Annotated in this window: 22 protein-coding genes; 12 read left to right on the top strand and 10 right to left on the bottom strand. The window is 61.3% G+C overall.

Features of this window, described 5'->3' with window-relative positions; translation table 11 throughout:
* Window positions 1–9: 9 nt before the first annotated feature.
* Genes BM399_RS20165 through BM399_RS20155 form a run of 3 tightly spaced genes read right to left on the bottom strand, consistent with a single transcriptional unit; the run spans window position 10 to window position 1,981 of the window.
* Window positions 10–918 carry a carbon-nitrogen hydrolase family protein gene (locus tag BM399_RS20165; RefSeq protein WP_092869592.1) on the bottom strand — a complete coding sequence of 303 codons (909 nt, stop codon included), beginning with the start codon at window positions 916–918 and terminating at the stop codon, window positions 10–12.
* Window positions 918–1,532 carry a GNAT family N-acetyltransferase gene (locus tag BM399_RS20160; RefSeq protein WP_092869591.1) on the bottom strand — a complete coding sequence of 205 codons (615 nt, stop codon included), beginning with the start codon at window positions 1,530–1,532 and terminating at the stop codon, window positions 918–920. The genes BM399_RS20165 and BM399_RS20160 overlap by 1 nt, the downstream gene beginning before the upstream one ends.
* Before the next feature lie 14 nt (window positions 1,533–1,546).
* Window positions 1,547–1,981: a ketosteroid isomerase-related protein gene (locus BM399_RS20155; RefSeq protein ID WP_092869590.1), complete on the bottom strand. Its 435-nt coding sequence runs from the start codon at window positions 1,979–1,981 to the stop codon at window positions 1,547–1,549.
* A gap of 132 nt (window positions 1,982–2,113) precedes the next feature.
* Here BM399_RS20155 and BM399_RS20150 point away from each other — a divergent pair, with 132 nt between their 5' ends.
* Window positions 2,114–2,734 carry a TIGR02466 family protein gene (locus tag BM399_RS20150; RefSeq protein WP_092869589.1) on the top strand — a complete coding sequence of 207 codons (621 nt, stop codon included), beginning with the start codon at window positions 2,114–2,116 and terminating at the stop codon, window positions 2,732–2,734.
* Window positions 2,735–2,772: 38 nt separating this feature from the next.
* Here the strand turns inward: BM399_RS20150 and BM399_RS20145 are convergent, their stop codons facing one another.
* Window positions 2,773–3,192 (bottom strand): secondary thiamine-phosphate synthase enzyme YjbQ, encoded by a 420-nt coding sequence (locus tag BM399_RS20145; RefSeq protein WP_092869588.1) that lies wholly within the window; start codon window positions 3,190–3,192, stop codon window positions 2,773–2,775.
* 37 nt (window positions 3,193–3,229) lie between these two features.
* Between BM399_RS20145 and greA (BM399_RS20140) the strand changes: the two genes are divergently transcribed.
* Entirely contained in the window at window positions 3,230–3,688 is a 459-nt protein-coding gene (gene greA / locus BM399_RS20140) for a transcription elongation factor GreA (RefSeq protein WP_092869587.1), read from the top strand.
* 43 nt (window positions 3,689–3,731) lie between these two features.
* On the opposite strand, the gene BM399_RS20135 is transcribed toward greA (BM399_RS20140), so the two are convergent.
* From BM399_RS20135 to BM399_RS20120, 4 genes are all read right to left on the bottom strand, one after another.
* Complete coding sequence (locus BM399_RS20135) at window positions 3,732–4,235, bottom strand: VOC family protein (protein WP_092869721.1); 504 nt, start codon at window positions 4,233–4,235, stop codon at window positions 3,732–3,734.
* Window positions 4,236–4,629: 394 nt separating this feature from the next.
* Window positions 4,630–6,606: an RNA polymerase sigma factor RpoD gene (rpoD, locus tag BM399_RS20130; protein ID WP_092869586.1), complete on the bottom strand. Its 1,977-nt coding sequence runs from the start codon at window positions 6,604–6,606 to the stop codon at window positions 4,630–4,632.
* 116 nt (window positions 6,607–6,722) lie between these two features.
* The gene (gene dnaG, locus BM399_RS20125; RefSeq protein ID WP_092869585.1) at window positions 6,723–8,690 is read right to left on the bottom strand and encodes a DNA primase; all 1,968 of its coding nucleotides are present in this window, start codon (window positions 8,688–8,690) and stop codon (window positions 6,723–6,725) included.
* A 182-nt stretch (window positions 8,691–8,872) separates the two neighbouring features.
* The gene (locus BM399_RS20120; protein WP_092869584.1) at window positions 8,873–9,310 is read right to left on the bottom strand and encodes a GatB/YqeY domain-containing protein; all 438 of its coding nucleotides are present in this window, start codon (window positions 9,308–9,310) and stop codon (window positions 8,873–8,875) included.
* Window positions 9,311–9,483: 173 nt separating this feature from the next.
* Here BM399_RS20120 and carA point away from each other — a divergent pair, with 173 nt between their 5' ends.
* The 7 genes from carA to greA (BM399_RS20085) all read left to right on the top strand — a co-directional run bounded on the left by carA (window position 9,484) and on the right by greA (BM399_RS20085) (window position 18,660).
* Entirely contained in the window at window positions 9,484–10,683 is a 1,200-nt protein-coding gene (gene carA / locus BM399_RS20115; protein WP_092869583.1) for a glutamine-hydrolyzing carbamoyl-phosphate synthase small subunit, read from the top strand.
* Between the two features lie 3 nt (window positions 10,684–10,686).
* Window positions 10,687–11,754, top strand: coding sequence for a ChaN family lipoprotein (locus BM399_RS20110; RefSeq protein ID WP_092869582.1), 1,068 nt, complete (start codon window positions 10,687–10,689; stop codon window positions 11,752–11,754).
* Window positions 11,755–11,869: 115 nt separating this feature from the next.
* Complete coding sequence (locus BM399_RS20105; protein WP_092869581.1) at window positions 11,870–12,496, top strand: hypothetical protein; 627 nt, start codon at window positions 11,870–11,872, stop codon at window positions 12,494–12,496.
* A gap of 51 nt (window positions 12,497–12,547) precedes the next feature.
* The gene (locus tag BM399_RS20100; RefSeq protein ID WP_092869580.1) at window positions 12,548–13,261 is read left to right on the top strand and encodes a hypothetical protein; all 714 of its coding nucleotides are present in this window, start codon (window positions 12,548–12,550) and stop codon (window positions 13,259–13,261) included.
* A gap of 132 nt (window positions 13,262–13,393) precedes the next feature.
* Entirely contained in the window at window positions 13,394–14,620 is a 1,227-nt protein-coding gene (locus BM399_RS20095; RefSeq protein WP_092869579.1) for an MFS transporter, read from the top strand.
* 149 nt (window positions 14,621–14,769) lie between these two features.
* Window positions 14,770–18,045, top strand: coding sequence for a carbamoyl-phosphate synthase large subunit (carB, locus tag BM399_RS20090; protein ID WP_092869578.1), 3,276 nt, complete (start codon window positions 14,770–14,772; stop codon window positions 18,043–18,045).
* 141 nt (window positions 18,046–18,186) lie between these two features.
* The gene (greA, locus tag BM399_RS20085) at window positions 18,187–18,660 is read left to right on the top strand and encodes a transcription elongation factor GreA (RefSeq protein ID WP_092869577.1); all 474 of its coding nucleotides are present in this window, start codon (window positions 18,187–18,189) and stop codon (window positions 18,658–18,660) included.
* A gap of 46 nt (window positions 18,661–18,706) precedes the next feature.
* Here the strand turns inward: greA (BM399_RS20085) and BM399_RS20080 are convergent, their stop codons facing one another.
* Together BM399_RS20080 and BM399_RS20075 are read right to left on the bottom strand one after the other, a co-directional pair.
* Window positions 18,707–19,270, bottom strand: coding sequence for a hypothetical protein (locus BM399_RS20080; RefSeq protein WP_092869576.1), 564 nt, complete (start codon window positions 19,268–19,270; stop codon window positions 18,707–18,709).
* Between the two features lie 25 nt (window positions 19,271–19,295).
* Window positions 19,296–19,784 carry an Lrp/AsnC family transcriptional regulator gene (locus BM399_RS20075; RefSeq protein WP_092869575.1) on the bottom strand — a complete coding sequence of 163 codons (489 nt, stop codon included), beginning with the start codon at window positions 19,782–19,784 and terminating at the stop codon, window positions 19,296–19,298.
* A gap of 135 nt (window positions 19,785–19,919) precedes the next feature.
* Between BM399_RS20075 and BM399_RS20070 the strand changes: the two genes are divergently transcribed.
* The 3 genes from BM399_RS20070 (at window position 19,920) to ettA (ending at window position 23,583) form a co-directional block, all read left to right on the top strand.
* Window positions 19,920–20,957 (top strand): mitochondrial fission ELM1 family protein, encoded by a 1,038-nt coding sequence (locus BM399_RS20070; protein ID WP_092869574.1) that lies wholly within the window; start codon window positions 19,920–19,922, stop codon window positions 20,955–20,957.
* 27 nt (window positions 20,958–20,984) lie between these two features.
* Entirely contained in the window at window positions 20,985–21,734 is a 750-nt protein-coding gene (locus BM399_RS20065; protein ID WP_092869573.1) for a CPBP family intramembrane glutamic endopeptidase, read from the top strand.
* A gap of 190 nt (window positions 21,735–21,924) precedes the next feature.
* Window positions 21,925–23,583: an energy-dependent translational throttle protein EttA gene (gene ettA, locus BM399_RS20060; protein WP_092869572.1), complete on the top strand. Its 1,659-nt coding sequence runs from the start codon at window positions 21,925–21,927 to the stop codon at window positions 23,581–23,583.
* Window positions 23,584–23,622 lie beyond the last annotated feature (39 nt).

Here is a 23,622-nt window from a genome sequence, read left to right as displayed (position 1 = left end):
CCACCGCCATCAGATCAGTTTGACGATTTCGACGTCGACCTTCGCCGTCGTTCCGCCGCCGGGCTGCTTCAACCAGTCGCCGTAGTTGTGCATCTCGCCTGTCTCGCGAACGCGCGCGAGACGGGTGAGATCGATGCTGGCCGTCACCCACTCAGCGGCGTTCAATGTGCCTTCGGCGAGCACGCCGGTATCCGATACGCCATGTTCGGAGGGCACATAAATGCCTGCCGCGCCGGCATTGAAGTCGACCGCGGGCGACCAAGGCGCGTCGCCGACGGTCGGGCTCTGGACGGCGGCAATCGTATTCTCGAGCGCGCGCGCCATCGAGCCGGTGCGAACGCGGTGATATCCGGAGACCCGCTCCGTGCATGAGGGAACGAGCAACACTTCCGCTCCCGCTTCCGCCATTGCGCGCGTGATGAGGGGGAATTCGCTGTCATAACAGATCGCGACGCCGATGGTGCCGAGCGATGTCGAGAACACGCGCACCGGGCCGCCTGCGGTGACGCCCCAACCATGCTCGAACGGCGTCATCACGAGCTTTTCCTGCTCGCCGACTGAGCCTTTGGGCGTAACGAGCTGGGCGGCGTTGACGAAGCGGCCATCGATCTTCTTCGTCGGTCCCGAACCAACGAGGATATGCACGTTATGCTTCGCCGCGAGCTCCAGATGGAACTGGACGCGGCTCTCTTTCAGCTCCGCCACTTTCGTAAGCGTCGCCTGCAAATCTTCGTAGATCTCGGGGCCAAAGCAGGCAGCCTGCTCGATTGCCGCGTATTCCGGGAATACGAGAAGCTCCGCGCCGGTGGCCGCGCCGTTTTTCACCCACAGCGCGATCTTCTTCTCCCATTCGGCAAGCGTCTTCGGCTGGCCGATCGGATATTGCGAGCTCGCAACTTTAAGATGCTTCGGGGTCATCAGAGGGTCTTCATCCAGAACTGCATCTTGTGGGACGTCTCGCCGGGTTGATCGATGTCTTGCCAGTCGTACGTTGCGATGATCCCGTCGACAGGAGCATATCCGCGCTTGCGCCAGAACGGATCAAGTGGGGCATAATCCGCCGGCTTCAACGGGTGATCGTCAGGCCGAACGACGCGGCAGAATGTCGAATGGGTGAACCCGCCGAGCTTCTTCGCCTGAGCCTCACGGCCATCGAAGAAAGCGTGCCCCAGTCCATGGCCACGGTGGCTCTTCAACAGCACGCTCTCGCCGCAATAGAAGATCTTCGTGATGTCGTAGCCGGCTTTTCTGAAGGGCTCGCCGAATTCGTCCGCGTGCTCGATCATCGGCGCACCGGTCGAGGCGCCGACCATCTGGTCTCCATCATAGGCCGCGATGACGACGGCCCCTTTGGACTTGGCGAACTTCTCGAGATACTTTTGTTCGTATTCGAGCGTGCCCTCGTAGAGATACGGCCAATCGCGAAAGACGATCATCCGCAGGCGGCTGAGATCGGGAAGGACCTTGAGAATGTCCTCCCCGGTAACCGATTTGACGTCGAGTTTTTTCTTGTCGCCTGCGGCAGTCGTCATGTCTCGTCGATTCCTCAGCCCGCGACCTGCGCGATCCAATCCGTCAGATTGTAATAGGTGGTGACGCGGGCGATCTTGCCGTCGCGGATCGCGAAGAACGTGCCCGCCGGCAGAACGTATTTCTGGCCAACGGCGTCCGGCAAACCCTCTTCCGTGTTCTTGTAAGTTCCATGCACGTTGAATTCGGCGGCCGCGCGCGTCGCGTCCTTGGAGACGAGGACGACGATGTCCTTCAGCTCTTCCTTGTAATTGTGTGTCATGCGCGCGTTGAAGGCGCGGAACTTCTCTTTGCCCTGGCGCCGCTCACCCTGGTTGACGTCGTGAATCACGTCGTCGGTCAGGAAGTCCAGCATGGTGTCGGTATCGCCGCGATTGAACGCCGCGTAGTAGTCGCGGATCAGGGCAGCCGTTGCGGCGCGTGCTTGCGATTCAGGCGAAGTGTCGGACATCGGTTGTCTCTCCGGAAGGCTCTACGATTGATTTGCCGCGGTGTTTAGCAGGTCGGAACCGGCCCTTCCATGCGCAAGCGTGCTGGGGTAAACGCGACATTTCACCTTCGATTGCGCAGCGGGGAGAAGTCAATGGCGCGCCTTCAAGAGCTTTTCGTCACCCAGATCTACCGGGAAGAGCTCCAGCGCGGCCCAACATCGTCGCTCATCCAAGAACTTGGGGAGGCGGCGCGCGAAATCTCCACCCAAGACCGGGCAGGGCAGGCATGGTCGAAGGCCAACGACTATGCGGGATATACATCTTATGCTTCGCTAAACGACCTGCCAGACAGGCACCCGGCATTCGCCGATCTCGTCAGGGTGTTGGATCGGCATGCGAGCGCCTTCGCGAAAACGCTCGAATTCGAGCTGACGGGAAAGCGCCTCGCCCTCGACAGCCTATGGATCAACGTCCTGAAGCCGGGCGGCTTTCACACCGCGCACATCCACCCGCATTCGGTGATCAGCGGCACGCTTTACCTCGCCGTCCCCAAGGACGCGAGCGCGATCAAATATGAAGATCCGCGGTTGCCAATGATGATGGCCGCGCCCACGCGCAAGCCATCGGCAAAAGAGAAGAACAAGACGTTTGTCGCGCTCGCCCCGGCCACGGGGACACTGTTGCTCTGGGAAAGCTGGCTCCGCCACGAGGTGCCCGTCAATCACGCCAAGGACGAGCGCGTGTCGGTTAGCTTCAATTATCGTCTCGATTGATCGATCGCCTCGGGTGAGGGGCGCGAAAAGCGTGTCCGCTACGCTCCAAGCACGTGGATGACGACCTGCCGGGTATGCGGCCGTCGGCGGTGCTCGAATAGGTAGATGCCTTGCCACGTGCCGAGCGCCATTCGCCCATCCGCGACGGGGATAGCGAGCGTCGTCTGGGTTAGCGCACTCTTAACGTGCGCCGCCATGTCATCCGGACCTTCCGACTGGTGCAAGAAGAGCGGATCGCCATCCGGCACCAGACGCCTGAAAAAGGCCGCGAGATCGAGCTGGACGTCCGGATCGGCGTTCTCCTGGATCAGCAGCGAGGCCGACGTGTGCCGGCAGAAAACATGGACCAAGCCGGTCAAAACGCCCGCCTCTTCAACGACCCGGACCACCGCCTCCGTGAATTCCACGAGGCCCGGGCCATTGGTTTTGATTTCCAGCGTTTCCTGGTGCTGTCGCATTCTGGTGCCTGCCTCCGAGAGAGCCTATATAAGGGGGATGAGCAGAGCATTCGTCAAAGAATCGGACGCCGTAGAGGAGCTTCCCGAGAAGCTCGTCTCTGAGCATCGTAATCTGGTAACGCCGGAAGGCTTGGCTCACATCGAGGCCGAGGTGGGAAGGCTGCAGGCGGAGCTTGCTGAGGCGCAGCGTTCGGGCGACCGGGATGCGATCCAACGGGCTTCGCGCGATTTCCGCTACTGGAATCAACGTCTCGGCAGTGCCGAGGTTCAGAACCCGCCGACCGGCTCATCGGTCGTCTCGTTTGGATCACTCGTGACCCTCGAGAGGGACGACGGCCGCGTCCAGAAATACCGCCTGGTCGGTGAAGATGAATCGAACCCGGCGAAGGGCAAGATTTCCTACACCTCGCCATTAGCGCAGGCGCTGATGGAGAAGAGCGTCGGTGACGTCGTTCAAGCGGGCACAGGCGAAGCCGAGATCGTGAAGATCGAGTAGAGCCGTTCAATGGCTCGAAGCATCGCGGCGAATACGCTGATCGTTATTTGCAATCGCCGGCGTCGGGCGACGGCATGAACGTCTTCATCGCTTCCTCGATTTCGGCGGCGCTCATGTCGCGCTGATGTGTTGCGATCGACCATTTGTGACCGAACGGATCTTCGATGATGCCGTATCGATCGCCCCAGAACATATCGGCGATCGGTATCAGAGGGATCGCGCCGGCTTTCACCGCTCGCTCGATGAACGCATCGACGTCGGCAACGTACAGATGGATCGTAACGGGACTGCCGCCGAGCGCTAGTGGCGAAAGCGATCCCCATTCCGGGTCCTCATCGACGAGCATCACCTGCGCATTGCCGATTTTGATGGCGCCGTGCATCAGCTTGCCGTTCTTGCCCGGCAATCGCATCATCTCGACCGCGCCGAAAGCCTTCTTGTAGAAGTCGATGGCGTCGCTGGCGCCTGCGCAGACCAGATGCGGCGTAATCGTTTGAAGGTCGTCAGCTCGGATGCCGTCGGCGGACTTCTCCTGTGTTTGGGTCATTTCGCTCCTCCATTTTTTATTTGGCGGCCGCGTAAGACTTTTTATTGGGGAGCCTGGGTCATCGAAGGCCGTTGCCAAGCTCCCTGCGGCAACTTTCGCGAGGATGTAGGCTTCTTCAAGAAATGCCAAGCGCCGGAAATGGTTCGAGAGATGGTTCGAGACATGGATGGAGGACCCGAAATACGCGCTCAAGCGCGCTGCAGCGGTCAGCAATGCGTGTACGTTATGGTTTACCGCGCGCGAACTCAAAGGTTCACTGGCGAGCGGGTCGCGGGCTCTGTAGCCGGCGCTGGGATGTCGCGGCTTTGTGCGGCTTTCCGAGGAACAAGGCGCGCGCGGCGTGAATCCGGACAGGGCCAGGAAACAAAAAGGGCCGCTTTCGCGGCCCTTTCAATCAGTTATCCAGGAAGCTGCGCAGTTTCCGCGAGCGGCTCGGATGCTTCAGCTTTCGCAAAGCCTTCGCCTCGATCTGACGGATACGTTCGCGCGTCACCGAGAACTGCTGGCCGACTTCTTCCAGCGTGTGATCGGTATTCATGCCGATGCCGAAGCGCATGCGGAGAACACGCTCCTCGCGCGGCGTCAGCGAAGCAAGAACGCGCGTCGTCGTATCCCGAAGGTTCGACTGGATCGCCGCCTCGATCGGCAGCACCGCGTTGCGGTCCTCGATGAAGTCGCCGAGATGTGAATCCTCTTCGTCGCCGATCGGCGTCTCGAGAGAGATCGGCTCCTTGGCGATCTTTAGAACCTTGCGCACCTTCTCGAGCGGCATCGCGAGCTTTTCAGCCAGCTCTTCCGGCGTCGGCTCGCGACCGATCTCGTGCAGCATCTGCCGCGACGTGCGCACGATCTTGTTGATCGTCTCGATCATGTGCACGGGAATACGGATCGTTCGCGCTTGGTCCGCGATCGAACGCGTGATCGCCTGCCGGATCCACCACGTCGCGTAGGTCGAGAACTTGTAACCGCGGCGGTACTCGAACTTGTCGACGGCCTTCATCAAGCCGATGTTGCCTTCCTGGATGAGATCCAGGAACTGCAGACCGCGGTTCGTGTATTTCTTGGCGATCGAGATGACGAGACGAAGGTTCGCCTCGACCATTTCCTTCTTCGCCTGCCGTGCTTCGCGCTCGCCCTTTTGAACGGCTTTGACGATGCGGCGGTATTCCGGAATCTCGAGGCCCGTCTCGGTCGCGAGCTGATGGATCTCGCCACGGATCTGCTCGACCTGACCGCGTTCGGTCTTGACGAACGAGCCCCACTTTTTGCCGTTGTTGGCAACGCGGTCGAGCCATGTCTGGTCGAGTTCGTTGCCGTAATATTCGTCGATGAAGTGCTGACGCGGCACGCCGTAGCTGTCGGCCAAGCGCATCAAACGTCCTTCAAGGCCGATGAGGCGCTTGTTGATCGCGTAAAGCTGCTCGACAAGGCTTTCGATACGGTTGTTGTTGAGCGACAGCGACTTCACGTCGACGATGATCTCGTCGCGGATCTTCTCGTAGGCTTTCTGCTGCTGGCGCGAGCCCTGATCGCCGACGAGTTGCTGTTCGAGCTTCTTGTCCTGCTGCTTGCGAAGCTTTTTGTAGGTCGCGGCGATCTTGTCGAAGGTCTCGAGAACCTTCGGCTTCAGTTCCGCTTCCATCGCGGCAAGCGACATCGCGTTCTCGAACTCGTCATCGTCCTCGCCTTCGGCGGACGGGTTCTCGGAATCGGCCTCAGCCGGACCTTCGCCCGGAATAGCCGAAACTTCCTTGGCCTCGGGGCCTTCATACGTTGCTTCGAGATCGATGATGTCGCGAAGAAGAATCTTGCCGTCGTTGAGCTCATCCCGCCAAATGATGATGGCCTGGAAGGTGAGGGGGCTTTCGCAGAGACCCGCGATCATCGCCTCGCGACCGGCCTCGATGCGCTTTGCGATCGCGATCTCGCCCTCGCGCGACAAAAGCTCGACCGATCCCATTTCGCGCAAATACATGCGGACGGGATCGTCGGTGCGCTCGGCCGGCTCCGACTTGGTGTCGGATTTGACGAGAGAGCTGCTGCTCTGGGTGACGAGGGCGCGGCCCTCTTCATCCTCGGCCAGCTCTTCGGCTGCTTCTTCCTTTTCCTCGCCTTCTTCGGTCTCGACGACCGTGATGCCCATGTCGGACAGCGTGGCGTAAAGGTCCTCGATCTGGTCGGAAGAAACCTCTTCCGACGGCAGAACCGAATTCAGCTGATCGAGCGTGACGTAGCCTTTCGCCTTCGCTGTCTTCAGAAGACGCTTAACAGCCTGGTCCGACAGGTCGAGTAGCGGGCTGTCGCGTTCTGGGGCGTCGGCGGCCTGGTCTTTGTCTTCCGTCTTCTGGACTGCCTGCTGGGCGCGTGCCATCCTTGGTTCCTTGTCGTCTGCGCCGCTCCCGCACGAGAGGGGCTAAATCTCACAAAGCCTGGGCTTCGAACGGCCGCATGCTGCAGCTCGCCGAAGCGGGTATGCAAACCACACGCCTATCCGGCGCGCTTGAAGTCTGAATTGTCGTCGTCGGGTTGATCGAACTCGTCCATTTGTTCTGCCGCCGTTTCGCGGGCGATCTGGCGCTTGATGTCGAGAAGGCGATTTTCTGCGTCTTCCGTGCAATCCCGATACCAAGCCTCCTCGGCGTTCTTCAGGGCAAGGCCGAGCTCGGCCTGTCGCTGCTGGAGCGCAAGAATATGGTGCCAGGCGGCTTCGACATCGGTGGCGGAGGCATCTGGCTCGGCAAAACGGTCGCTTTTGTGCGTAATCGTTCGCGCGACGAGGTCCACCACCTTTGCAACCCCCGATTTGCTCAATTGGGTTCGTAAAGTTGCGCTGTCAAGGGAATTCTGGCGCGCATGCACCGCTAAAATCTCATCGCGTAGCGCTGAAATCGCAGGGGAGGCGAACTCGATGACCGCAACAGCCTCCGAATGCTCATCAATCAGCCATGGATGGTTAATAAGTGTTTTCAGAATAAGAGCCTCGCGCGGTAATATGCTCTGAAAATGGCTTACGAGCTCCGGACTGGCCGTCATTGCGCCAGGATAAGCCGGCTTTTTCGGAAAGCGCTTCTCGGGTCCATTGAGCCGATGGCGCTCGCGTCCACGCCAGTCAGGGGCCGCCACCGGCCGGGCGTACGAGGACTGGACGGATGGCCCACCGGCGCCCCGGCTCTGTGCCGAAAACCTTTCCCGTCCAAGTTGATACAACCTATCCCTTAACTCTCGGGAGTAGTAGCTGCGAACTGTCGCGTCCTGAATCGATTCGGTCAGCGCTTTGAGACGGGCCTCGAGCGCCGCCCGCTGCTCCGGGGTGCCGACCGGCTGGGCTTTCACCTCCCGGTCCCACAGAACGTCGATGAGCGGACGCGTCTTCTCCAGAACCTCGGTCATGGCGGCAGCGCCCCGCTGGCGAATGAGATCGTCCGGGTCGAGGCCGTCTGGCAGAAAGGCGAAAGCGACACTGAAACCAGGCTTGACCAATGGGAGCGCGATTTCGACGGCACGGTCAGCTGCCTTGCGGCCGGCGCCATCGCCGTCGAAGCACAACAGCGGTTCTGGTGCAAAACGCCACAAGAGCTTCAACTGGTCTTCGGTGAGCGCAGTTCCAAGCGGCGCAACGGTTTCGACGAAGCCCGCCTCGGCGAGCGCCACGACGTCCATATAGCCCTCGACCGCGATCACCCTGTTTTTGTCGTGGGCTGCGGCCCGGGCACGCGCGGCGTTGAAGAGGATGTGGCCCTTGTGGAAGAGAGGCGTTTCCGGGGAGTTCAGGTATTTGGCGGGCGCCTCCTTGTCGAGGGCCCGGCCGCCGAACGCAATGACACGTCCCTTCAAATTAAGGATCGGAAAGATCACCCGATTGCGGAAACGGTCGTAGGGTTCGGGAATGTCGTCCCCGGAAATGAGCATGCCCGCGGTCGCCATGTCGGCAGCCGAGAACCCCTTGCCCTTGAGGTGCGCGCTGAGCGCTGAGCGCGAGTTCGGCGCGAATCCGAGCCGAAAGGTCTTTATCGTCTCACGCGCCAGTCCGCGCCTCTCGAGATACCCACGGGCCTCGGAACCCCGATCCGTCCGCAAGTTGTCCTCGAAGAACGCCGCCGAAGCCTCGAGCAGCCGGTAAAGCCTATCGCGCTGGTCTTCCTGTTCGACATTGCGTTCGGCAGGCTTCGGCATCGCCACGCCTGCTTCAGCCGCGAGCCGCTCGACCGCCTCCGGGAACTCGAGGCCCTCCGTCTTCATCAGGAATGTGAAGATGTCCCCATGCTCGCCGGACGCGAAGCAATGGTAGAAGCCCTTCTGATCGTTCACGAAAAACGAGGGCGATTTCTCCGCTTTGAACGGTGAGAGGCCCCTGAATTCACGGCCGGATTTCTTCAGCGCAACCTTGCGGCCGACAACCTGGCTCACGAGCAGCCGGGAGCGGATTTCATCCAGAAGGTTCGGACTGAAGCGCATCGGCGTGGTGGGCCTCGATGAAGCGAACTCTTATGCCGAGACCTCTGTGGCTCAGCCCCGGCACGCAACTGAATAGGTGATTCGCCTAGAAGCACGGCGCTTCAATGCCTTGTCGCGCCAAACCATACCCGCTTTCCACAGAGCCGCGTTTTGAGCAGATCCTGCGGCTACAGTTGGTGGGCTCAGCCAAGAGCCGCTTTGACCGCAGCGCTCGCCTTCTGAAAATCCATTTGGCCCGCATACTTGGCTTTGAGCACGCCCATCACCTTGCCCATGTCTTTGGCGGACGCGGCCCCCGTTTCCTTGATTGCGTCGGCGACAGCAGCGGCGACGGCGGCTTCGTCCATCTGCTTTGGCAGGTAGGCCTCGATGATGTCGATCTCGGACTGCTCGGTGGCTGCAAGATCGGGGCGGCCGCCGCTTGTGTACTGCGCGATGGAATCCCGGCGCTGCTTCACCATCTTGGTCATGACCGCAAGGACGCCCGCGTCATCGAGTTCCTTACGCGTTTCGATCTCCGCGGCTTGGATGGCGGCGTTGATGAGCCTGAGTGTCGCGACCTTTGGCTTGTCACCGGCTTTCATTGCCGTCTTGAGATCGGCGCTGATCTTGGCGCGCATGGGTAACGTCTCCTTGAAACTGAGGGATTGGTTTACGAGGTGCATGTATCTCCCGGCAAGCGTTGCAGGACAGAAGTTTTAGGAGGTGACCATAATTGACGTTGAATGGTCGTTCCCCTAGATGTTCGGCGCGATTTGAGCCGTTGCTCGAAGACCCATTCAATGGATGACAGATGACCGCACCTGAACCCTGGACAGAAGTGCCTCTGACGGCGCGCCTCGTGCTTGACGATGGCACAGTCATAGCGGGCCGTGGTCTCGGTGCGACCGGAACCGCCGTCGGCGAGGTTTGCTTCAATACCGCGATCACCGGCTATCAGGAAATCCTGACGGACCCGAGCTACGCCGGACAGATCATTACGTTTACCTTCCCGCATATCGGCAACGTCGGCGCCAATCCGGAAGACACCGAGACGTCCAATCTCGCGTCGCGCTCGGGTGTCCGGGGCTGCATTTTGCGCGCCGACATCACCCAGCCTTCGAATTACCGCGCCGCCGAGAACCTCGATCAGTGGCTGAAGACCCGCGGGATCATCGCCATCTCGGGTGTCGACACGCGAGCGCTGACGGCGCGCATCCGCGAGAAGGGCATGCCGAACGGCGTCATCGCGCACGATCCATCCGGCAAGTTCGACATCGACGCGTTGAAGGCAGAGGCGAAAGCCTGGCACGGCCTTCTGGGCCTCGACCTCGTCCCCGAAGTCACCAGCGGCCAAAGCTACTCCTGGGATGAGCAGCGCTGGGTGTGGGGCAAAGGCTTCGAGCGCAACGAGAACCCTGACTTCCACGTCGTCGCCATCGACTACGGCTTGAAGCGCAACATCCTTCGCTGCCTCGCGTCAGCGGGCTGCAAAGTCACGGTCGTTCCGGCAACGGAAAAAGCTGAGGACGTGCTTGCCCGCAACCCGGACGGCGTCTTCCTGTCGAATGGGCCGGGAGATCCCGCAGCGACCGGCGAATACGCGGTGCCCGAAATCAAGAAGCTCGTCGATAGCGGCAAGCCGGTGTTCGGCATTTGCCTTGGCCATCAGATGCTCGGCCTCGCGCTCGGCGCGACGACGAAGAAGATGCATCAAGGCCACCACGGCGCCAATCACCCGGTGAAGGACTTCACGACGAACAAGGTCGAGATCGTTTCGATGAACCACGGCTTCGCGGTCGATCGCGAGAGCCTGCCGAGCGGCGTCGTTGAAACGCACGTCTCGTTGTTCGACGGTTCGAACTGCGGCTTGGCGCTCGAAGGCAAGCCCGTGTTCTCCGTGCAGCACCACCCGGAAGCCTCGCCCGGCCCGCAGGACAGCCACTATCTGTTCACGCGCTTCGTCAACATGATGAGGAAGCAAAAGGGATTGCCGGCGAGCCGGGAGCGCTAACCGGTGAAAAAATCGGGGGTGGCGAGAGGCTACGGAAGCCTGCTCGCGGCCGTTTTTTCGGCGCTGACATTCGGATCGGACGCGCAGGCTTGTGCGTTCGAGCAAGGCCCATTCCTGCAAGAGATCGCGCGACAGGCCAAGACCTGTTCGCACTCCCTTTGCGGACAAATTCTGGCCACTACTCCGGCGACTGCCGAAGCCCCGGAGGCTTCGTGCACGACCCATCCGTGGATGCGTCTGAAAACGGCCGTGTCCGCCGCGATGTCATCCGGAGGCGCGCTGATCCTCGGTGAGACCCACGACAACGCCGAGCATCATCTTCTGCAATCCGCCGCTCTCACCGAATTCACGGACACCTCGAATGCGAAACGGCCTGCGGTCGTCTTCGAACAACTTCGCGCCGACCAGGAGGCGGGCGTCGCGAGTTTCAGGGCGCTGTCGGGAAGCGCCACGTCCGAGACGCGTACCGTCGACAATCTGAAGCGCCTCGTGGACTGGGATAAGTCCCAGTGGCCGAAGGATGTCTACGAACCTCTCTTCAGCGCCGCGATTGCGCTCGACCTGCCGATCTATGCCGGCGATGTCGCTCGCGCCGAAATCAGGAAGGCTGCCAAAGAAGGGGAGGGCGCCCTCGCCGCTGAGGACCGTTCGCGCCTCGGTCTCGATGTGCCCCTCGGCGAAAAGCTCGACGCGGCCTCGGTGAAGGAAATCGAGGACTCCCATTGCGGCGCGCTTCCGAAAGAAGCATTCGGCGGCATGGCCTACGCGCAGCGCTATCGCGATGCACATCTGGCCGACGCGGTTATCGCGGCCGGCGAGACCAACGGCGCAGCCTTTCTGATCGCCGGCACCGGACACGCGCGGACGGATCGCGGCGTGCCCTGGTACGTTCGCAAGCGTGCGCCCGAGACGCAGATCGTCTCCGTCATGTTCATCGAGGTCGAAGACGGCAACGACGACGCTCAGTCCTACATACCACGCGGTCCGGATGGCCAGCCGGCCGCCGATTTCGTCGTCTTTACGGCACGCACTGAGCGCGGCGACCCTTGCGAGAAGATGCGCAAAAAATAGGCCCGTTTGAGGCGCGCCCCAAAAGGACGATTCCACAAATCAACCTTGCTGAACTTTAAGATCGCTTCACGTGCCGATCTGAGTATAACGCAAGGAAAAAATCTGGAGGAAATCGATGCGCGCGCTTTGCTTGGCCGTCCTCTCGCTCGCTGTAGCGGCACCGGCCTTCGCCGCCGACTGCACGAACGACGTTCTATCAGCATTTGAGAAGCAGCGCGCGTCGAAGGCCTTCCGCGTCGAATTCAGCCAGCCGACGGCTGAGGGCGAGGCCCATATGCGAATAGACTACATGCCGCCCAATCGTATGCTGCAGACGGTAACGTCGCCTGCGATGCCGGGCGAGCAGCAGACGATGTTGGTCGGAGACCGCGCCTTCGCGGGAACGAGCGGCGCCTTGGAAGAGCTTCTGCCCCAGTTTACCCAGTCGATCGTCGCCGAGGTGAACCAGACCGTATACGCGCCGCCGAAGGGCCTTGGCGACTTCGAATGTCTCGGCCCCGCGAAGTTCGATGGCCAGGATCTCATCGCCTACCGCACCGCGGACAAATCTGCGCCCGAAGCTGATCGTACGAAGATCATGGCGCGGACGATCTATGTCGATCCCACGAGCGGACTACCGGCCTTCAACGTCGTGGCGTCCCGCGCGGACGGGGCAACCCCCGTTTTGAAGGTCAAGTATTCCTACCCGACCGATATCGACATCGTTGCGCCAACGAACGCTCCCGTGCAAAAGCTCCGTTAAATCCAGCCGCACCCGGCATTATTCAGGCCCGGCATTATTCAGGATAGTCCTATGCGCCGCATCGCGCTCGCCCTTGTTACCGTCGCAGCCTTCTCCAGCAACGTTCTGGCGCAAGCCCCGGCGCCCGATGCGGCTCCGGGAGCAAAGCCCAACGCCAATCCCTGCAGCGATGAAGTTTCGGCCGCGCTGCAAAAGCTGCGGAAGTCGTCGTGGTTCCGCATGGACACCCACATGCTGACCGAGAACGGCCCGTCGACAATGCAGGTCGATTACGTTCTTCCCGATCGCATGCATCAAACGGTCACCGCGAAACTGACCAATAAGACGACGGAATTGATCCTCGTCGGCAATGAAGCGTGGTCGAAGCAGGATGATACCGGCTGGAAGCCGCTGGCGCCGAAAGTCGCGAGCCAGATCAAGGAGCAGATGCAGGACTCCGTCGTGACGCAGCAGACGGACGTCGGCAGCTACGCCTGCAAGGGCCGCACGACCATCGACGGCCGTGATGTCCTCTCGTACCGGCTCGACTCGGAGATGGAAAAGGGCTCCACCGCCGATCCCAATCAGGCGTACCGGATGTTCTACGTCGACGCGCTCACGGGCCTGCCGGTCAGCAACACGCTTCTGGCGCCGGGGCACGAGGACAAGCCGATCTTCAAGACGAGCTATACGTTCCCGCTCGATATGAAGATCGATCCCCCGAAGGACGTGGTGGCGCCGCCGGCTGCACAGACGCCTGCCGCTAACCCGTCCACGGACAAATAAGCCGCGAGCATCGTCCGTCTTTACGCGCATCTTCGCTGTGATACCGGCCATGCTCCCTGAGATGGCTGGTATGCCCGGTTGGGCCTATGACCGAAGCATCCTTCGGCGCTAAAAGCGGCGCCGGAGACTTCCATGACCACGATAGAATCGTCACGCTCGGCGCTGCGCGCGCCGATGGCTACAGCTTCCCTTACTGTCCTTTTCGCAGTCAGCTTCTGTCATCTCCTCAACGATGTGATGCAGTCGCTGCTGGCAGCCGTCTATCCGATGCTGAAGCACGATTATGGCCTGGATTTTTGGCAGATCGGGCTTCTCACGATGGCGTTCCAGGTAACGGCGTCGTTGCTGCAACCCTTCATCGGCCACTTCACCGACAGGCGCCCCGTTGCCTATTCGACCAGCATCGGCATGGGGTCGACGTTCATCGGGCTGATGATGCTGGCGTACGCGACGAGCTATGCGGTCCTCATCGCGGGAGCCGCCTGCGTCGGCATCGGCTCCGCGATCTTTCACCCGGAATCGTCCCGCATCGCGCGGCTCGCATCTGGCGGGCGTCATGGATTTGCACAATCGCTGTTTCAGCTCGGCGGCAATTTTGGCACCGCGCTCGGCCCGTTGCTCGCGGCCTTCATCGTGTTGCCGCGTGGGCAGCAGAGCATCGCCTGGTTCGGCGCGATCGCGCTCGTCGGCATGGTGATACTTTGGAAAGTCAGCGAATGGGGAACGACCGCGCGGGGCAAGGTCAGCAGCCACCCGGCGGCCGCGGGGCTCATTCATTCACGCCGCCGGACAGCGGTCGCCCTGACGGTTCTCGCCATCCTGGTCTTCTCGAAGAACGTCTACATGGCGAGCCTGACGAGCTACTACACCTTCTACGCCATCCATACCTTCGGCGTCTCCGTGCAGCAGTCTCAGTTGATGCTGTTTGCATTTCTCGGAGCGTGCGCCGCAGGCACCATTCTCGGCGGCCTGTTCGGCGATCGATTCGGCTCTAAGATGGTGATTTGGTTCTCGATCCTCGGCTGTTTGCCGTTCACGCTGGCGCTGCCGTATGCAAACCTCAGCTGGACGATTGCGCTCTCTGTGGTGATTGGCCTCATCCTGTCCTCGGCCTTCCCGGCAATCGTCGTCTTCGCGCAAGAACTTGTGCCAGGCCGGGTCGGCATGATCGCCGGTATCTTTTTTGGCTTCGCGTTTGGCATGGCGGGCATCGGAGCGGCCGTCTTGGGGCTCGTCGCCGACGCGCGCGGCATAGATTATGTGTACCAGATCTGCTCTTACCTGCCGTTTCTGGGCCTGCTGACCGTCTTTCTTCCGAGTTCCGATGCACAGGGACGTGACAAGGTGAAAAAGGGATAAACGCGCTTATCCGCGAAGAACGACCGGACGAAAAATTTTCGGGGTTTCCCCCGCGGGGCGCATTGCCTATAAGGCCCCCTTAGCCCGACCTCTGATCCAATCCTGAGCCGACCGCGATATCGCGAGCTTCGGCCAAATTCCTGCGCCGCATGCCAAAACGAACTGACATCAACTCAATTCTCATCATCGGCGCTGGCCCGATCGTCATCGGACAGGCGTGCGAGTTCGATTACTCCGGCACCCAGGCCTGCAAGGCGCTGAGGGCAGAGGGTTATCGGATCATCCTCGTCAATTCCAATCCGGCGACGATCATGACCGACCCGGATCTCGCGGATGCGACGTACGTCGAGCCGATCACGCCGGAAGTGGTGACCAAGATCATCGCCAAGGAACGCCCCGACGCGATTCTTCCGACGATGGGCGGACAGACGGCTCTCAACACCGCGCTCGCGCTCCACAAGCAGGGCATCCTGCACAAATACGGCGTCGAGCTCATCGGCGCCAAAGCCGAGGCCATCGACAAGGCCGAGGATCGCCAGCTCTTCCGCGAAGCCATGCGCGAGATCGGCCTCGAAACGCCGCGCTCGGAACTCGTACACTCGCGCGACGAGGCGGCATCGGCGCTCGAGATCGTCGGGCTGCCCGCGATCATCAGGCCGTCGTTCACGCTCGGCGGCACCGGCGGCGGTATCGCCTATAACCGCGAAGAGTATTTCGAGATCATCGAACGCGGCCTCGATGCGTCGCCGACGTCCCAGGTCCTTGTCGAGGAAAGCGTCCTCGGCTGGAAAGAATTCGAGATGGAGGTCGTTCGCGACAAGGCGGACAACTGCATCATCATCTGCTCGATCGAGAACATCGATCCGATGGGCGTGCACACGGGCGACAGCATCACCGTCGCGCCCGCGCTGACGCTGACCGACAAAGAATACCAGATCATGCGCGACGCCTCGATCGCGGTGCTGCGCGAGATTGGCGTCGAAACTGGCGGCTCGAACGTTCAGTTCGCGGTCAATCCGGCGGACGGACGTCTCGTCGTTATCGAGATGAACCCGCGCGTTTCGAGATCCTCCGCGCTCGCTTCGAAGGCAACGGGCTTCCCGATCGCCAAAGTCGCGGCCAAGCTCGCCGTCGGCTACACGCTCGATGAAATCCAGAACGAAATCACGGGCGGCGCGACGCCGGCTTCGTTCGAGCCGACGATCGACTACGTCGTCACGAAAATCCCCCGCTTCGCCTTCGAGAAATTCCACGGCGCCGATACCACGCTGACGACGTCGATGAAATCTGTCGGCGAAGCCATGGCCATCGGCCGGACGTTCGCGGAAAGCATGCAGAAGGCGCTTCGCTCGATGGAAACCGGCCTGACCGGTTTCGACGACGTGCAGCTGGAAGGCCTCGGTCAGGGCGATGACAAGAACGTCGTTCGCGCTGCCGTCTCCCGCCCGACCTTCGATCGCATCTTGAAGGTGGCGCAGGCATTCCGCGAGGGCTTCTCGCTCGATGAAATTCATCAGTACTGCAAAATCGATCCCTGGTTCCTGACCGAGATCAAAGCCATCGTCGACACGGAAGCGCGGATCCGTGCGCACGGGTTGCCGAAGTCCGCTACCCAGCTTCGCGCACTCAAAGCGCAAGGCTTCTCGGACGCTCGTCTCGCCAAGCTCGGCAAAACGACCGAAGGAGCGGTCCGTGAGGCCCGCAAAGCGCTCGGCGTCGAGCCCGTATTCAAGCGCATCGACACGTGCGCCGCCGAGTTCGCGTCGCCGACCGCGTACATGTATTCGACCTACGAAACGGGTCTCACCGGCGACCCCGTCTGCGAGGCCGATCCGACGGCGAAAAACAAGATCGTGATCCTAGGCGGCGGACCGAACCGCATCGGCCAGGGCATCGAGTTCGACTACTGCTGCTGCCACGCATGCTTTGCGCTGACAGCGGCCGGCTTCGAAACGATCATGATCAACTGCAACCCAGAGACGGTCTCGACGGATTACGACACATCCGACCGGCTGTTCTTCGAGCCGCTGACCGCCGAGGATGTCCTCGAAGTCATTCGCGTCGAAAGCAAAAAGGGCACGCTGAAGGGCGTGATCGTCCAGTTCGGCGGCCAGACGCCGTTGAAACTTGCGAGCGCATTGGAAGAAGCGGGCGTCCCGATCCTCGGAACGTCGCCCGACGCCATCGATCTCGCCGAAGATCGCGATCGTTTCAAAGCGCTGATCGAAAAGCTGAAGCTCGTGCAGCCCAAGAGCGGCATCGCCAAGTCGCCTGGCGAGGCGCGCGGCGTCGCCGAAGAGATCGGCTATCCAGTCGTCATTCGTCCGTCCTACGTCCTTGGCGGCCGCGCGATGGAAATCGTGCACGACGGGGCCGAGGTCGACCGTTATGTGGCGCGTCTCTCCGCGACCCTCGACAAGCCTTCGGAGCTGGTCGTTTCCGATAAGCGCCCGCTTCTGATCGACAGCTATCTGACCGATGCGGTCGAAGTCGATGTCGACTGCCTGTCGGACGGCAAGGACACTTTCGTCGCCGGCATCATGGAGCATATCGAGGAAGCCGGAATTCACTCCGGCGACAGCGCCTGCTCCCTGCCGCCGTACTCGCTTTCGCCCGCGATGATCGCCGAACTCGAGCGGCAGACGCGGGAGCTTGCGCTCGCCCTGCGCGTCGTCGGACTGATGAACGTTCAGTTCGCCATCAAGGACGAGCAGGTCTTCATTCTCGAAGTCAATCCGCGTGCATCGCGAACCGTGCCCTTCGTTGCCAAAGTCATCGGGCTGCCCATCGCCACGATTGCGGCCGAGGTGATGGCGGGTAAGCCGCTCGCGGCGTTCAACCTGAAAAAGCCATCCTACAAACACGTCGCGGTGAAGGAAGCCGTGTTCCCGTTCGCCCGGTTCCTCGGCGTCGATCCGATCCTTGGACCGGAGATGCGCTCGACGGGCGAGGTCATGGGCATCGACCACGACTTCGCGATGGCCTTCGGAAAGAGCCAGCTCGGCGCCGGTCAGAAGCTTCCCTCGGGCGGCACGGTTTTCGTCTCGGTCAAGGAAAGTGACAAGGCTCGCGTCGTTGCCCCGGTAAAGGAGCTTGCAGCCATGGGCTTCAAGGTCGTCGCCACGCGCGGCACGAAGCGCCTACTGGAGGCCAACGGCATTCAGTGTGACGCGATCAACAAGGTGCTGGAAGGCCGCCCGCACATCGTCGACGCGATGAAAAACGGGGATATTCACCTTGTTTTCAATACAACCGAAGGGTCAAAAGCCCTCAGCGACAGCAAGGACATTCGGCGCACTGCCTTGCTTCACCACATACCCTACTATACAACATTGGCGGGGGCAGTAGCGGTTACACGGGCCATTAAAGCGCTGGCATCGGACACGCTCGAAGTGGCGCCGTTGCAGGCCTTCGCCCATCGCTGAGCCTTTCGTTGAGAGTTCGGGACGCGCCGAAAGGCGCGGCCGGGCTTCGTTGCTTTCCTGTTTGCCAACTCTACTGTTACCGTGTGTCGGGGGGCTCTTCCCCGCAATGAATTAGCCGTTCGGAAGAATTTGGAGAAGCTCATGGAACGGGTGCCGATGACGCTTGAGGGTTACAAGAACCTCGAGGAGGAACTGCACCGCCTGAAGGCCGTCGAGCGCCCGCGCATTATCGCGGCGATCTCCGAGGCACGCGCCCATGGCGACCTCTCCGAGAACGCAGAGTATCACGCGGCCAAGGAGCAGCAGGGCCTCAACGAAGCGCGCGTCGCAGAGATCGAAGACAAGATCAACCGCGCCGAAGTCATCGATATCACGAAGCTCTCCGGCGAGACGATCAAGTTCGGCGCGACCGTCACGTTGCAGGACGAAGATTCGGGCGACAAGGTCACCTATACGATCGTCGGCGATACCGAAGCGGATCTGCGCAACCGCCGGATCTCCATTTCGTCCCCCATCGCGCGTGCGCTCATCGGCAAATCCAAGGGCGAAAGTGTCGACGTCACGACGCCCAAGGGGACGCGCACGCTTGAAGTCTTACAGGTGAACTGGGGCTGAGCCCCAGCCACCGGCTCAGGCTCGCGCTTCTCGCTGCACAGGCTGGCTACTCGTTGCCGCCTTCGAAGAATGCAGAAGCGGACCGGCACTCTTCCTTCGACTGAGTAAGATCGAAAGCGCGATCCTCTCCGGTTTTTCCGGAGAGTTCGATGTCGCCCGCGCCGCCTTGGAGCGCGATCCCGCTTTCTCCGGTCTCGAGGCGGAGCCCGCCGTCGTTTCGAGGCGAGAGGCGAAACACGCCGCCGTCGCCTTCGAGAAAGCACTCGAAATCGGTATCGTTGGTTTTGCAGCTCGCGGCCTGCCCATACCATTCCGGGCCGCTCGTCAGCATGAGCCCGAACCCGATCTCAAACCGGTCGGCGGAATTCGGCGTGCCATCCGAGTTCCGCTTCGAAAGGTCGATCTCGATTTTGCGGACGCGCTGGTCCGGATGATCTTTGAGATGGGCTTCGTCATACGTCCGGGCAAAGCAGGGCGCGCCGTCGAGCACATTCGCGAAATAGCTATTGTAGAGATCGTCGGAGGTGGCTGCGGCCGAAGGCAATACGCACATAACCGAGATAACGAGCGCTCTTCCAATCCGAAGCGCCAGATCAGAAAAGGTTGCCATCGGCCCTCCGCAATACCCGTTGCTGTCAAGTCCCGTCTGGGCCCGCCACTGTGATCGGCACCCCGGGCTCCCGCTTTGCTCGGCGGATCGTAAGGTAGGTTTTGACGCTGGCGACGTTGGGTGCCGCAGTCAATTCATCGAGCACGAAGCTCTGGAACCGTTGCAGATCGCGAGCAATGCACTTCAGTATAAAGTCGCTTTCGCCGGACAGCATGTAGGCCTCACGGACGAGGGGCCAGCCGAGAATTCTGTTTTCGAATGAGCGGAGATCGGACTCCGCCTGATTGTGGAGCCTCACCATCGCAAACGCCGTCAGCGCATAACCGAGCCTTACCTCATCGACGAGAGCGGTATAGCTTGCGATAAGTCCGGCTTCTTCCAGCGCGCGAACGCGGCGAAGACAGGGCGGAGCCGATAAGCCGATGCGGTTGGCGAGAGCGATATTGGTAATTCGTCCGTCGGCTTGCAGCTCTCGCAAGATCCGCCAGTCCGTTTCGTCGAGTTCGATAGCCATGGAGCCGCGCCACTGCAGGGAGGCTAGAGTAATATCAGGAATGTAGAACGGCGCACGAAGTTTCGCTTATTTCTTTAACAAGATCGTCGGCAGCCTCGGCATAGCCGCGGTGAGGAGCCCAAAAGTTTGTCCGTCATGGCACGTAGCGACCCGCCTTCAGCTCCATATTCCGGCATGTTCCAGGGTCAAACGGCCTGGATCTTCTCCGACGGCAAGGCGGGCCACGAAGCTCAGGTCCTCGGCGTCGTCGAGGCACTCGGTCTGCAGGCCGAGATTCAACGGGTCGACATAGCAGGCATCTATAAGTTTATGGCTCCCTGGGGCCCGCTGCCGCCCGAGGCTTCCAACGAGGGCAGGCTGCGTCTCGACCCGCCGTGGCCGGCGTTTGCGTTCGCAACGGGCCGTACGACCATCCCCTACATCCGCGCCCTGCGCCGGCGCGCCGGCCTCGAGACGTATACCGTCATTCTGATGGATCCCCGGACGGGAGCGAATAGCGCCGACCTCATATGGGTCCCCGCGCACGACCGGCGTCGGGGCCCGAACGTCATCTCGACGTTGACGGCCCCGCATCGCTTTTCGCCCGCGCGGCTCCGCGCGCTCCACACCAACCCGCCGCCGAGGATCGCCGGGCTGCCGAGGCCCCGCATTGCCTGCCTGATCGGCGGTCCGAACGGCTACTACCGCTATTCGCCGGCCGACGAGGAGCGCTTGGTGGACGCATTGGCCGGGCTGGCGGCAAGCGGCGCAGGGCTGATGATTACAACCTCACGGCGAACCCCAGAACGGCTTGCGGCCCGGATCAAAAACTCGGTTGCGGCCGCGCGCGCCTTTTTCTGGGACGGCGAAGGGCAGAACCCGTACCCCGATTTCGTCGCCCATGCGGATATGTTCGTCATCACCGCCGACAGCGTCAGCATGACCTGCGAGGCCGCAGCGACGGGACGACCGATCTTTATTTTCTCTCCTTCCGGCGGAAGCGCGAAGTTTACCCGTTTCCACTCCGGCCTCGCGTCCTATGGCGCGACGCGGCCTTTGCCCCCATCTGATGAACCGCTGCCGTCGTGGACCTATGAACCGTTGCATTCGGCGGACGTCATCGCCGCAGAAATAGCGAAGCGCTGGCTCCGGCGTGCCGAAATGCTCCCGGGGCTCGTCAAGGCGAAGACGTAACGAGGGGAGGTGAGAGGTGCAGACGAGATGACGACAGTCTTCTCCCCGAAAGATGTGGTCTCCGGTTCTGCCGATCTCTGCGCCGGTGGAACGCTCGCGCAATCACTCGACGTTATTCATCCTTCGGAACGACGCAGGCGGCAGCTCTGGGCGGAGTTCGGGCTGATCTACGTCGGAACCCCGCTGCTGATGCGGATTGCCGTTTTCGAATACAACGTGCCGCTGTTTTACGCGCTGCCGCCGGTGCTCATCGCGTTTGTCGCGTTCCTCTATTTCGATCGCACCTTCAGCCTGAAAACGGAGGCGAGCCGCGGCGTCGCGAGATCGACCGTCCTCTCGATACTCGGCACATTCATCGTCGGCAGCGCGCTGGTCGGCTCGCTCGTCGCGGTATTGATGCCCGAACGCCTGTTCGCACTCGCAGCCGAACGTCCCGGCCTCTGGCTGAAGATCATGGTGCTCTATCCGTTCACGTCTGTGCTGCCTCAGGAGTTCGCGTATCGCGTATTCTTCTTTCACCGCTACGGACCGCTGTTTCACTCGCGATGGAGCCTGATCCTCGTCAACGCCTTGGCATTCGGATTTGGCCACATCCTCTTCCGCAACTGGATCGCCGTCGCAGGAACCTTCGTCATCGGACTGCTCTTGGCTTGGCGGTACGAGCGCACCCGATCATTCGCGGCGGTCTATATGGAGCACGTCCTCTGGGGATGGCTCGTCTTCACCATCGGTCTCGGCGTCTATTTCTTTACCGGCGTCAAAAATCCCGCGTGGTGATGCTTCGAAGCGCTGTCATTTGCATACGGCGCTTTGCCGCTTGCGACAGTCGGATCGGGCATTCCGGTCGTGGCCCCGAAAAGCGCCCGCGGCACGTCGCACATGGGCGCAATGATGCAATTGAGGAAGTCGCGACAATCGGGTAGGAAGGCCCCAATCCCTAAACCTTATCCCCAACGAGGCGCCGCGTATGGCTGCACATCAGTACGTCTATCACATGCACAAGCTGTCCAAGGCCTATCCGGGCGGGAAGCAGGTGCTGAAGGACATTTCGCTGTCGTTTCTGCCCGGCGCCAAAATCGGCGTTGTCGGCCTCAACGGCTCCGGTAAGTCGACGCTGCTCAAAATCATGGCCGGCAGGATCGACGATTTCACGGGCGAAGCCTGGGCCGCCGACGGCATCAAGGTCGGCTATCTTCCGCAGGAGCCGGAACTCGATCCCGAGAAGGATGTGCTCGGCAATGCCATGGAGGGCGTTGCGGAGAAGAAGGCCATTCTCGACCGTTACAACGAAATCGCAGCCAACTATTCGGAAGAGACCGCCGATGAGATGACGGCGCTCCAGGATCAGATCGACGCGCAGAACCTGTGGGATCTCGACGCGCAGGTCGAGCAGGCGCTCGACGCCTTGCGCTCGCCGCCGGGCGACTCCGACGTCACGAAGCTCTCGGGCGGCGAAAAGCGCCGCGTCGCGCTGACCAAGCTTCTGCTGTCGAAGCCCGACATCCTTCTCCTCGACGAGCCGACCAACCATCTCGACGCCGAGAGCGTCGCTTGGCTCGAACGCTATCTGAAAGAGTACACGGGCTGCGTCATCCTCGTGACCCACGACCGCTACTTCCTCGACAACATCACGGAGTGGACGCTCGAACTCGACCGCGGCCAGGGCGTGCCGTGGAAGGGCAACTACTCCGGCTGGCTCGAGCAGAAGGCCAAGCGAGAGTCGGTCGAGAAGGCGCAGGAGGAAGGCAAGCAGAAGGCTCTCTCCCGCGAACTCGAATGGATCAGATCATCGCCGAAAGCGCGCCAGGCCAAGTCGAAGGCGCGTATCACCGCCTACGAGAAGCTGGCCGATGAAGCCGGCCGCGAGGAAAACGGACGCGCATCCATCCAGATCGCGACCGGACCGCGCCTCGGTGGCATCGTCATCGAAACAGAGGGCCTGAGCAAAGCATTCGGCGACCGCCTGCTGATTGACGATCTCTCGTTCAAGCTGCCGCCAGGCGGCATCGTCGGCGTCATCGGCCCGAACGGCGCAGGTAAGACGACCCTCTTCAAGATGCTCACCGGCGTCGAAAAGCCCGACAAGGGTTCGATCCGTCTCGGCGACACCGTGAAGATCGCCTACGTCGATCAATCTCGCGCTCATTTGGACGACAAGAAGACGGTTTGGGAAGAGATCTCAGGCGGCCTCGATCAAATGCTGCTCGGCGGCAAGAAGGAAGTTCCGAGCCGCGCCTATTGCGGCTGGTTCAACTTCAAGGGAGCCGACCAGCAGAAGAAGGTCGGCATGCTGTCCGGCGGCGAACGCAACCGCGTGCATCTCGCCAAGCTCCTGAAGGAGGGCGGCAACTTGCTGCTGCTCGACGAGCCGACGAACGACCTCGATACGGAGACGCTCGGCGCGCTGGAAGCAGCGCTCGAAGATTTCCCCGGCTGCGCCGTGGTCATCTCGCATGACCGCTTCTTCCTCGATCGTCTTGCGACGCACATCCTCGCATTCGAAGGCGACAGCCACGTCGAATGGTTCGAAGGCAACTTCGCTGACTACGAAGAAGACAAGAAGCGCCGCCTCGGCGATCAGGCAGTGGAACCGCACCGGATCAAGTTCAAGCGCTTCGAACGGTGACGCAATCCGAGGCCAGCTGACAGACGGACGCGCACATCC

Origin of the sequence: Hyphomicrobium facile, from assembly GCF_900116175.1 — a bacterium.
GTDB classification, from domain to species: domain Bacteria; phylum Pseudomonadota; class Alphaproteobacteria; order Rhizobiales; family Hyphomicrobiaceae; genus Hyphomicrobium_B; species Hyphomicrobium_B facile.
The sequence above is the reverse complement of the archived record's forward strand: the minus strand, read 5'-3'. Positions and strand labels throughout refer to the sequence as shown.